Origin of the sequence: Parabacteroides sp. D25 (assembly GCF_000307475.1) — a bacterium.
In the GTDB taxonomy this organism is placed as follows: domain Bacteria; phylum Bacteroidota; class Bacteroidia; order Bacteroidales; family Tannerellaceae; genus Parabacteroides; species Parabacteroides distasonis.
In genome coordinates, this window is record NZ_JH976507.1 from 230,064 (window position 1) to 241,538 (window position 11,475).

The window sequence follows — 11,475 nt, forward strand, 5'->3', positions numbered from 1 at the left end:
AGGTATCCGGAAAGATCCCTCGGTGTCTTTTTATGTATAATTTAGATAAGAATGTATCATGAATAAAAAGCTATTGTTACTTTCCGCTTTTTTGGCGGGAGCCTCTTGGACCGTGCTGGCGCAAGACTTGGTATTGAGCGAGGGACAGTATTATACCGATGAGACACAAACCACCCCGTATACGGGCCGCTATACGGAATTCTATGAGGATGGCATGCTCAAGATGGAGCTGTACCTGAAGGATGGCCGTCCCGAGGGAACCTATGTGATCTATTATCCGGATGGCAAGATCGCCGAGGTGCGTTCCTACTATCACGGGATCTTCCATGGTGAATGGCGCACGTATAGCGATAACGGCCAGCTGATCGGCCTGGCTTCTTATAAGGAAGGGCAAAAGGACGGCCCTTGGCGTATCTGGAGCGATAAGGGAAATTTGTTGTATGAGATGTTCTATACGGCAGGGAAGAAATCTGGTGTCTGGCGTAGCTGGGATGAGGAGGGGAATCTGCTTTCCGAGGAGAATCAATAGGAATAATTGCCGTTTACATACCGTTGTAACGACATTTACCTCTAATGGTAAATGTTTTTTCCTCTAGAGGTAAATGTCGTTACATCAGTATGTAAACAGTTTTACCTCTAGGTGAAAATACTTTTACTTCTTGATGAAAATATTGGTAAATGTAATTGAGTGGAAATCAGCATGCTTACTCCTCATCCTCTTCTCCAAAGTCGAACTCGAAATCGAATCCGTCATCCATGAATTCCGGCTCAGTGAATTGCTCCAGTTCACGACGGTCTTTCTTGGTAGGACGTCCGAGACCTTTCGCACGGTTCACGAAACCGGAGATACGGTTCATCTCCAGAATCTCATACTGATCCGGGGTTGTCACGTTCTCCAAGTAATTCGGGACGAGCTTCGCGCCCACACGATTCTCGATCAATCCGATTACCTTAAAAGAGAAGGTGATCGGCGGTTTACGCACTTGGATCACATCGCCAACCTTGATCATGCGGGAAGGTTTGATCGTTACTCCACCTATCATGATACGCCCTTTCTTGCAAGCTTCCGCGGCTATCGTGCGGGTCTTAAAGATACGGGTCGCCCACATCCATTTATCGATACGTACCTCGTTCATATCTGTATTCTCAGTCTCTTTTTATTTATTATTAAATTGATTCATCGTAATCTGGATGCCGGCGAGGCAGAAGCTCTTGATGATCTCTGTCGCACGATCCAATATCTCTGGCATCAATTGCAATTCCTCCGGGGGAAATTTCCCTAGCACGTAATCGATCTGTCCGCCCCGTGGAAAATCGCTGCCTATGCCGAAACGAAGGCGGGAATATTCCTGCGTATTCAATAACTGGGCGATATTCTTCAACCCGTTATGCCCGGCGTCGCTACCCTTTGGTTTCAGACGTAAGGTTCCGAATGGCAATGCCAGATCATCTACGACAATCAATAGATTTTCCACGGGAATGTTCTCTTTTTGCAACCAGTACCGAACGGCGTTGCCGCTGAGGTTCATAAAGGTATTCGGCTTTAGCACGATCAAGTCACAGTTTTTCACCCGTATGCGTGCGATTGCCCCGTATCGCTCCTCAGTGAAATTGCCTCCTACGCTCTCTACCAAATGGTTGACAACCCGGAAACCTATATTATGACGGGTTCCCCAATATTCGGAACCGATATTACCAAGTCCTGTTATCAAATATTTCATTATCCTCGAATCTATAAAAGAAAGGGGAAGAACATTCTATGAATATCCTCCCCTTCATGTATTGTAATAATGTTTTTACCTCAGATTATCCTTTAGCCTGAGCACCACGAGCGGCACGAGTCAATTGAACGGCGCAGACAACAGCGTTTTTAGCGTTCATCAATTCAAGACCTTCGAAGTGCAAAGCACCTACCTGCATAGTCTTACCTAAGCCAAGGTGATCCACATTAATCGTCAACTTTTCAGGGATTTGATCGTATATAGCTTTCACTTTCAGTTTTCTCATTTGAAGAGACAACTTACCACCGGCTTTAACACCTTCTGCGTGACCTTCCAAAACAACCGGAACTTCCATTACTACGGCTTTGTCCTTAGATACTTCCAAGAAGTCCATGTGAAGGATTTCGTCAGTTACAGGTTGGAACTGCATGTCCTTAACGATTGCCATCGTCTTGTTACCGTCAATGCTTAACTCAACAACGAAAATCTCCGGAGTGTAAACCAACTTACGAACGGCTTCTTTTGTAACCGTGAAGTGAGTTACTTTTTCGCCACCGTATAATACAGCAGGAATTTCATTGTTCTTACGCATTGCTTTCAAGGCTCTTTTCTGATCAGCGGAACGAGCGACGATCTCTCTTCCTTTTCCTTCTAACTCAAATGTCTTCATTTTCTTTAATTTTTGTGTTACTCAAAATTAGTTATTTTGCTTCCTAATTTCCCATCACACGGTACGGGGCTAAAAAGCGGTGCAAAGATACGATTTTTGTTTGATGTGACAAATATTTCGCATGTTATTTGTCGGATTATCGATCTAGCTTCACTAATTTCGTGGTTCGCATGATCCAACGGACAAGGCCGTGGGGGAGGAGCATTACGAGGGGTGTGCATATTTTGTTGAAGAGACCCGGTAATAGGGAAGCCCGGTGGTGAAACAAGGCATTAATCCCTTTTTTAGCCAGTTTTTCCGGACGCATCATGATACCTAGGCGGATCGCTAAGGTCTTTAAGTTGTCGCTTAGGTTATATAAATTCGTGGCGACGGCGCCGGGACAAAGTACGGTTACGCTTACTCCATAATCCAGTAACTCTGAACGCAAGCCCCGGGAGAAACTTTTCAAGTATCGCTTGGTGGAAGCGTACAGCGTAATTCCCGGATAAGGTAGCCAACAAGATAGGGATGACATATTGAGGATATATCCATGACGCCGTTTCTTCATCTCTTGCCCAAAATAATAACAGAGCTGGGTAGGAGTAGTCACGTGGAGGTAGAGCATTTTCTCGACGATGTTGGCCTTAGCTTGTAAGGTCTCGCAGAAAAAAAACATACCGGCGTTATTGACCAATACCTCTATTGGGATGTTTTTCTTTTGGCAAGTATCATATAGCTCCTTGGCCGCCCCGGGGATCGCCAAATCACGATAAAGCGGCAAAACTTCTATACCATATTTCTCGGAGAGAAACTCACCTTTCTCCCGGATCGCCTGCTCCTCATTGCTGACGATCACTAACTGATAGCCTAGTGAGGCTAGTTCCTCGGCATAGGCGAGACCTATTCCGGAACTGGCCCCCGTGACTAAAGCCCATTTCTTTTCCATTATTTATATTCAAGCCTTTTGATTTCACGTACGATACATTCCGGAAGACCTTTCACGTTCTTATGACAGACCATATCCTCGCTATACATACGGGCGATACAATAGTTACTATGCCCACAATCGCAACGGGCGTGCTCGTCTTCTTTCATACGGTTGACGAAGCCCGGCTCGTTCACCAAGGCACGTGCCATGGCCACAAACTCGAACCCGTCGTTCAGTACCTCCTCGATCTTGTCTCTGGAGACCAATCCTCCTACGTAAATAAGAGGTAAATGTAAGGCTTTGCGGAATTTCAACGCATCTTCAAGGAAGTAAGCCTCCTTAAACGGTTCCGAGGGAATCATATATTTACCCACCATGCGGATTCCAATCGGTAGATAGCCCCTAGGCATATAATACGCCATCGTACGGATCGGCATTTCTCCCCGCATTACATACATGGGGGCACGGCTCACGAATCCGCCGCTTAGTACTAAGGCATGCGCTCCGCATTGGTCTTGGAGTGTACGGGCTACTTCTAGGCATTCGTCTATTTCAAGTCCTCCCTTGAACCCGTCCCGCATATTGGTCTTTACGGTTACGGCCATGTCGGAACCTGCTGCTTTCATCACCTCTTCCATACACATTCTCATGAAGCGCATACGGTTCTCAAGGCTTCCTCCATACTCGTCTTTCCGGTGGTTGGTGTACGGGGAAAGGAATTGGCTGATCAGATAACCATGCCCGGCATGGATCTCGACAGCGTCCATACCTGCCTCACGTGCCAATCGTACGGCCTCACCGTAGGCACGAGCCATGGAAGCGATCTCGGATTGTCTCATACCTCGTACGATCGTGGGAGAGTAGAGGTTGAACCCGCTGGACGCTGAGATAGGCGTGCATCCGCAAATCCGCTTATGCGACATATTACCGCAATGGCCTAACTGGATGGAAGCGGCGGCTCCCTCTTTATGGATAGCGTCGGTGAGCTTGCGGAGGCCGGGAATAATATCCGGACGCATCCACAGCTGACGCTCGAACGACAAGCCGCTTTGCGTCACGGCGGCATAAGCTATGTTCGTCATGCCGATCCCTCCGGCGGCTACGGATGTATGATAGTTGAATAACTGCTCCGAGGGAGCGTTTCCCGGGCACATACTCTCGAATGCGGCGGCCCGGATCGTGCGGTTCCTAAGTGTTAGCGGACCGATCTTACCGGGTGTAAACAGGATTGATTTGTCCATATCAATAGATTAATATAGTTGTTCCGAAAAATTAAGTTAGATAGTTTTCTCTATATTCCAGACGAAGGCCCGAAGCCCTTGCGCTTCCGTTTCCTTGTCTAAGTTGTGTAGGATTTCCAGAAAATGATCGACCTTCTCGTCTTCTACCATCGTAAGGATAGCTGAATTCAAGGTAGGCCAAGCGTGATTGCCGTAATGTGGCTCGCCTGTTTTACTTCCCCGTCCTTGCACGACATCCCAATAGGTAAAACCTTTAAGGTTATTACGGTCCATGATATTGACGATGGTCTCGTAATACGCTTGATTGAAAGATATAAATATCGCTTTCATATAGTTGCTTTTTTATGAGATCGCATACCCGTAGGGAGGCTTTTCTTGCGATGGGCATTCAAGCCTGTTTATAATGGGCATCGTAAGCACCTTACAATGGGCATTGTCACGACCTAACAATGCCCATCGAGGTTTGCTTGGCCTCGGCTTCCCTATGGTACGCAAAGATAATTAATTATTTCGTAATGCCTTTCTTATTTTGCGGCGTCTTCGTTTTACGCCGTTGGCGGCGAATACGGCATAGACCGTCGGAACAATAATCAAGGTAATCAAGGTGGATACGGAAAGACCCCAAGCCACGGTCATACCCATCGAGCGCCACATCTCGGAACCCTCGCCGGTTCCCACCGCCATCGGGATCATACCCAAAACGGTCGTCAATGTTGTCATCAATACCGGGCGAAGACGGGATTTTCCGGCAGTCACTACCGATGTGATAATACCCATGCCACGTTCCCGACATAAGATCGTATAGTCGATCAGCACGATACCGTTTTTAACCACGATACCCATCAACATGATCACGCCGATCAAAGCCATAACGCCCAATGGTGTCTGCGTGACCGCCAATCCCAATACGATACCTGTAAAGGCGAACGGGATAGAGAACATGATCACGAACGGGTCTACCAACGACTCGAACTGGGCAGCCATCACGATGAATACCAAGATGATGATCAATACCATCAAGATACCCAAATCGGTAAATGTATCCTGCTGATCTTCGAATGTTCCACCCAACTGCCAACTTACGTCGGATGGGATATCCATTTGTTTCAACTCGTTCCGGGCGGCGGCAACCAAGTCGCTCAATGCCGCTCCCTTACCCGCTACGGCAGATACGGTGATCACACGCTCACGGTCTTTACGCTCGATGGTCGGGGGAGTCATACGTTCCACTACCTTGCCTAAATCACGGATGCGGATGCCTTTGCCCTCATTGTTATAGATCAAAATATTCTCAAGATCCTCTACGGACTCACGGAACTCTGGGGCGTAACGTACCTTGATATCATACTCATCTCCATCCTCACGATATTTTGAAGCGGTGGAACCATTTACACGGTTTCGGAGATACATAGAGGCGGTTGTTACGTTCAGCCCGTTGATGGCCAGTTTCTCCCGGTCGAAGTCGATCTGGTATTCCGGGATATAATCCTCACGGCTGATATTTACTTGCGAGCATCCTTTTACATTTCTCATACGACGGGCGATCTCATTCGCCACGGCATCCGTCTGGGCGAAATCAAAACCATAGATCTCGATGTTAACCGAGGTCTCTCCACCCATAGAACCTTCCTGCCCTCCGGCGAGTACCTCGAATTTCTTGATCTCGCTGTATTGGGCTAAGTCCTGCCGCATCAACTCGCAAATCTCGGTAAGACCTCTCTCACGGTCGCCCACGCTAGTTAGGTTTATATTGAACTCGATAATATGCGTACCGTTATTGCTTAGCTGGGCGAAGGTATTATCCGTATCCGCCGTACCTTCCGTGAAGTTACTGATTAGGATCTCCGGATATTTCTCACGGAACTTCTTGTCGATGTCGAGAGCTAACTCACGGGTAATATCCTGCCGTGTACCGATCGGCAACTCAATCGTTATGCCGATGCGTGCGTTATCTTGTGTCGGGAAAAATTCCGTCTTGATAACCGGGATCAGCATCATACTGCCGATGAAGATCAGCGTAGCGCCTACGATCACCGTTTTCCGGTGGCGTACGGCCCAGTTCAAGAAGCGTCCGTAACCGCGATCCAAAGCGTTCAATCCCTTTTCGATAGGCGTGAAGAACATCCGGTACAATTTACCCTTCTCCGGTTGCTGGCGTAATAACTGTGAGCAAAGCATCGGGGTCAATGTCAAGGCGCCTACCGTAGAAACGATCATGATGATACTAACGATCCATCCCAACTGCTTAAATAAGATACCCGCCATACCCGTAACCATCGTCAACGGCAAGAACACCGCTAACATCGTAAGGGTGGAGGCGATAACCGAGATAGCCACCTCGTTCGTGGCGTGTACAGCGGCCTGTTTCGGCTGGCTACCCCGCTCGATATGGGTCGTTACGTTCTCCAATACCACGATAGCGTCGTCCACCACCATACCGATAGCGATAGAAAGTGAGCTCAACGAGATAATGTTTAACGTATTGCCCGAGGCCAGCAAATAAGCGAAAGAAGCGATCAAGGAGATCGGGATGGTTAAGATAATGATAAACGTAGCCCTCCAGCGTCCCAAGAACACGAATACCACCAACATAACGATGATAAAGGTAATCATGATCGTCTCTTTCAAGCTATCGATCGTATTCAAGATATTCGTGGAAGTATCCATGATTACGTCCAGCTTCACGTCTGAGGGTAAGCTAGCCTGTATCTCCGGAAGTTTCTGGTGTACCTTCTTGGCGATGTTCACCGAGTTCGCTCCGGACTGTTTCTGTATGACGATCATACCACCTTTCGTGCCGTTGTTGAACGTTTCTTGCGCACGTTCCTCGATGCTGTCCTCTACACGGGCCACGTCACGCAGATATACGTTCTTTCCGTTCTGGCTACCGATCACTAGGTCTAGCATCTGCTTAGCGTCCGTGAATTCTCCTTGAACACGCAAGGAGTAGGTATTAGAGCCGATATCTACACTACCTCCCGGTGTATTCCGGTTCTCTTGCGCGATGATGGTAGAGATACCTTCGATGGTCTGGCCGTAAGCCTCCAACTTGTACGGGTCGCAATACACTTGCAACTCACGGATCGGCGTACCGGAGATAGACACGGCACCCACGCCACTGATACGGGCCAATGGGTTGGATACCTTATCGTCCAAGATCTTGTAAAGAGCGTTCGTGCTCTCCTCCGCGGTCACGGAAAGGATCAAGATAGGGATATCGTCCGTACCGAACTTGAAGATGATCGGATTCTCTACGTCATCGGGTAGGGAAGACTCTACCATGTCCAGTTTGTCGCGGACATCGTTCGTGGCGACATCGATATCGATGCCATAATTAAATTCCAACGTTACGATCGATATATTCTCACGGGATTGCGACGTGATATGCTTCAAGTCGCTTACGCTATTCAACACGTTTTCCAAGGGCTTCGAAACGTTCATCTCGATATCCGAAGCGCTGGCGCCGGGATAGGCCGTCATCACCATGATGGTGTTCGTCTCTATCTCCGGAAGCAAGTCCACTGATAACCTGCTTAAGGAAAAAAGTCCGAAGATCACGATCGCCACAAATACAAGGGCGGTCGATACGGGCTTTCTTACCGCTGTTCCATATAAACTCATAGTCTGTTATTCGTTTTCGATTTCAACTTCCATACCGTTCGTCAGGCGGCTTTGCCCGGTGATAACCACTTGGTCGCCATCCTCCACTCCGGATATGATCTCATATTTATCACCCATACGGCGTCCTAGCTCCACCTTCTGGTAGGAGACCTTACCGTCTTTGCATACATAGATATACCGGTCGCCGGCACCTGATTGTTTTACGATAGAGCGATCCGGGGCCACCACGTGATCCATATGGCCGAAACTCATCGTCACTCGGGCGAACATACCCGGTCGCACTCGCTCATCCGAGTTGGCGATCTTGATCTCCACAGGGAACGTGCGGGTAGCGGGATCGATCGTCGGATAAACCAAGTTGACTTTACCCTTGAAAACCTCGTCTCCGTACACATCCAGCCGGATATCTACCTCATGGCCTTTCTTCACTTTCGTAAAAAGACTCTCGGAGACATTCACCATTAATTTGACCGGACGGATTTCCTCCACTGTGTAGATTGGGTTTCCGCCGCTGTACATATCGCCGCTATCGTAGTTGCGGGCAGTTACGATTCCGCTGATCGGGCTTAGCAATTGGGTGTTCTCCACCAAGTTTTTATACGTCTCTCGAGCCACTTCCAAGGAAGTCTTTTGGGCATCCCAAGCGGATTTGGAAGCACCGCCTACCTTATACAACTCGTCGATACGTTTGAACTCGATCTCTTGGTTATCCAATTGTATCTTCGCTTGCTTTAGGCTGGTAGCGTCCATCTTGGCTAATAACTGCCCGGCTTTTACATGGTCGCCTACCTCGGCGAAGATTTTCTCGATACGGAATGGGGTTTGGGGAGCGATATTATTTTTGATATTCGCTTCCACCGTAGCGGTAAATTCACTGAGTTGCTCCACGTCTTGAACAGAGACCGTCTCCACTTTCACCTTTACTTTCTCATTCTGTGTTTCCGTGGCTTCCTCACTCTTATTACCCGAGCAAGACATCAGCAGGGCCAATGTAGCTATCGGTATTACTTTCAGCATTTGACTTGTCTTCATATAATTGTTCCTAATTATTATCTATTAAACTTTCAATTTTTAATTTTCAATTTTCAATTCATCTGTTCGTTACCCAATACTTTCTCCAGATCCGCCTTCGCTACCATATAGTCGTAGATAGATTGGTTGAAGTTCAACCGAGCCTGCGTCAAGGCAAGTTCGGCATCGTTCATCTCCAGCCATGTACCGGCTCCGGTGTCATACCGTTTTTGCGAGATCATATATCCCCGTTCCGCTTGCTCGACTCCCTTTTGGGCGGCGTCGAACTTCTTGATACAGGTATTCATATTATCTATGTACTGTTTAACGGCCAACTGCAAATTGCGCTTGGTATCGTCCCGTTGCAGGTTTAATTGGTCGATGGAGACTTTCGTCTGCTTTACCTTATAAAATTTACTACCTCCGGAGAAGATAGGAACCGATAACGTGATACCGATCATCGAATAGGGGTTCCATCTGTAATTCTTGAACTTGAAGTCATTGTTCATGGCGCTCCATTGATATAGACCGGTCAGCGACAAGGTCGGCAGATAATCGAATTTCTGCATGACCAGCGTCTTTTTCAGCTGTTCCGCCTGAAGGTCTAATTGTTTCAAGTCCGTATTCTCGGATAAGGTTGTATCCGTGGATAGATAGTCGGCGAAGAGGCTGGACTTGAAATCCGTCAGTTGTCCGTCGCAATCGATATTTAAATCCAGATCCATGCCCAATAACGCTTTTAACTGCCATTTAGCCAAGGTAAGGGAGTTCTCTGCCTGCAACAGATTAGGCTCTGTATTCTTTACCGTCACATCGGCACGTATCAAGTCGTATTCAGCTACGGTTCCCTGTTCATACTTCCGTTTGATATCCAGATAATTCTCCATGGCATTGTCGTAACTTTGCTTGAATACCCGGTAAGAGTCGCTTGCCAGAAGGACGGCGTAAAAGCTCTTTTTCACTTGGTTCACCATCGCTATTTTAGAAGAGCGAGCTTGCTCCACCGCCAATTCCACGTCTAAGGCCGAGATACTCAAGCTTTTCCATAAGGAGGCGTTCACCAGTGGCATGGAAGCGTTGAAGCCCAAGCTCCAGTTGTTGCTACGTCCTACCTCGAAGCCCTCGTCCATACTCGACATGTCCGTGCCTTCGGGCAAGCTGCCGCCTCCCATGTCACCCATGTCGAAATCCATATACATCACCTGTTTCTTCAAGGTACGGTTGTAGTCCCCCGCAAAACTGATCTGCGGAAATAGAGAAGCGTACGAGCCTTTACGTGCGTACTTTTTCTTCTGTATTTCTTTATCGGCAACTTTTACGGTCGGGTTCTCGCTAAGGGCGATCTCTAGCGCTTTTCCAAGATCCAGTTTCAGGGTGTCTTGAGCCAGAACCGGTCTCGCCGCCAGAAAAGGCAATACCATAAATGTGACCAACATCATTTTTCTACTCATCAATAATCGTTTCATTTAGGATAGATTTTGTCTGTGATTAAACTCATTAAGTGTTCGCTATAAATCATAGGATTGTTTGAGATCGAATCGGTCTAGGATCGCTCTTCCCTTCTCGGTACTGATCCCTTTCAGGAATGTGAGGAGGATCGTGTTGTATACCTCGGTGATGGAATGCTTGCAGAAGACATTGGAAGGCCGCAACATCTTCGTCTGCTCTTTCACCAGTAAGGCCATGATCTCGAAGTTGATCCCCTTTTGGAACACGCCCTCTTTAACGCCTCGTGTGAACAAGTCCATACACCTCTTACCCATTCTCGCTTTATTCATCTCTATTTTTTGTTGGGCTTTCGGATATTTCTTCAAGTCCTCGTAAAACTTCTCGTTGAACCATCTCGGGTTTTTCATCATCTCCTCATAGAAGAGCAGGATTACTTCCAAGGCATTGAAAGGTTCTTTTTCCAATCCTGTCAGATATTGTCCGAGCGATTCGGTATTGTGATCGATCCCCTCGATCAGCAAGGTTTCCTTGTCCTCGAACGACTCGTAAAGTGTACGCTTGGAGATGCCAGCCGCTTTCGCTACATCATCCATACTCACACTCTTGATGCCATATTGAGAAAAAAGATCGAACGCCGTATTAATAATCTGTTCTTTTATCATATTCTTTTTTGTTACGTCAAAAGTAGCCGGGGCAATCCCTGTATACAAGTAAAAAGCGCTGACTCGTCCGTTGGAATCGACCAATGACCGGATATTCCCGTCGAATCTATTCGCAAAGGTCTGATATATTTAGAAAACCAGAAAGGTTTATACTGTTACGGTATTGGTATGGAATGAAACAGGATATTGT

11 protein-coding genes are annotated in these 11,475 nt (G+C 47.4%); 1 reads left to right on the forward strand and 10 read right to left on the reverse strand.

The features are described 5' to 3' along the window. Positions 1-58: 58 nt before the first annotated feature. Complete coding sequence (locus tag HMPREF0999_RS18530) at positions 59-529, forward strand: toxin-antitoxin system YwqK family antitoxin (RefSeq protein WP_005861956.1); 471 nt, start codon at positions 59-61, stop codon at positions 527-529. Between the two features lie 175 nt (positions 530-704). Here HMPREF0999_RS18530 and HMPREF0999_RS18535 read toward each other — a convergent pair whose 3' ends face one another. From HMPREF0999_RS18535 to HMPREF0999_RS18580, 10 genes are all read right to left on the reverse strand, one after another. Beyond that, positions 705-1,136 (reverse strand): RNA-binding S4 domain-containing protein, encoded by a 432-nt coding sequence (locus HMPREF0999_RS18535; RefSeq protein WP_005861957.1) that lies wholly within the window; start codon positions 1,134-1,136, stop codon positions 705-707. A gap of 21 nt (positions 1,137-1,157) precedes the next feature. Beyond that, positions 1,158-1,721 carry an aminoacyl-tRNA hydrolase gene (gene pth / locus HMPREF0999_RS18540; RefSeq protein ID WP_005861960.1) on the reverse strand — a complete coding sequence of 188 codons (564 nt, stop codon included), beginning with the start codon at positions 1,719-1,721 and terminating at the stop codon, positions 1,158-1,160. A gap of 85 nt (positions 1,722-1,806) precedes the next feature. After that, positions 1,807-2,391, reverse strand: coding sequence for a 50S ribosomal protein L25/general stress protein Ctc (locus tag HMPREF0999_RS18545; RefSeq protein ID WP_005861962.1), 585 nt, complete (start codon positions 2,389-2,391; stop codon positions 1,807-1,809). Between the two features lie 136 nt (positions 2,392-2,527). Then, positions 2,528-3,319, reverse strand: a complete 792-nt coding sequence (locus HMPREF0999_RS18550; protein WP_009276610.1) for an SDR family NAD(P)-dependent oxidoreductase — start codon at positions 3,317-3,319, stop codon at positions 2,528-2,530. Further along, positions 3,319-4,542, reverse strand: coding sequence for an NADH:flavin oxidoreductase (locus HMPREF0999_RS18555; protein ID WP_005861966.1), 1,224 nt, complete (start codon positions 4,540-4,542; stop codon positions 3,319-3,321). The genes HMPREF0999_RS18550 and HMPREF0999_RS18555 overlap by 1 nt, the downstream gene beginning before the upstream one ends. Before the next feature lie 36 nt (positions 4,543-4,578). Next, positions 4,579-4,872 carry a PG0541 family transporter-associated protein gene (locus tag HMPREF0999_RS18560; protein ID WP_005861968.1) on the reverse strand — a complete coding sequence of 98 codons (294 nt, stop codon included), beginning with the start codon at positions 4,870-4,872 and terminating at the stop codon, positions 4,579-4,581. Positions 4,873-5,043: 171 nt separating this feature from the next. After that, positions 5,044-8,163, reverse strand: a complete 3,120-nt coding sequence (locus tag HMPREF0999_RS18565) for an efflux RND transporter permease subunit (protein ID WP_005861971.1) — start codon at positions 8,161-8,163, stop codon at positions 5,044-5,046. Between the two features lie 6 nt (positions 8,164-8,169). Then, positions 8,170-9,195 (reverse strand): efflux RND transporter periplasmic adaptor subunit, encoded by a 1,026-nt coding sequence (locus HMPREF0999_RS18570; RefSeq protein ID WP_009276611.1) that lies wholly within the window; start codon positions 9,193-9,195, stop codon positions 8,170-8,172. Positions 9,196-9,248: 53 nt separating this feature from the next. Continuing rightward, on the reverse strand, positions 9,249-10,640 hold the full coding sequence (locus tag HMPREF0999_RS18575; RefSeq protein WP_008780850.1) for a TolC family protein: 1,392 nt from the start codon (positions 10,638-10,640) through the stop codon (positions 9,249-9,251). A gap of 42 nt (positions 10,641-10,682) precedes the next feature. Further along, positions 10,683-11,285 (reverse strand): TetR/AcrR family transcriptional regulator, encoded by a 603-nt coding sequence (locus HMPREF0999_RS18580; RefSeq protein ID WP_009276612.1) that lies wholly within the window; start codon positions 11,283-11,285, stop codon positions 10,683-10,685. Positions 11,286-11,475 lie beyond the last annotated feature (190 nt).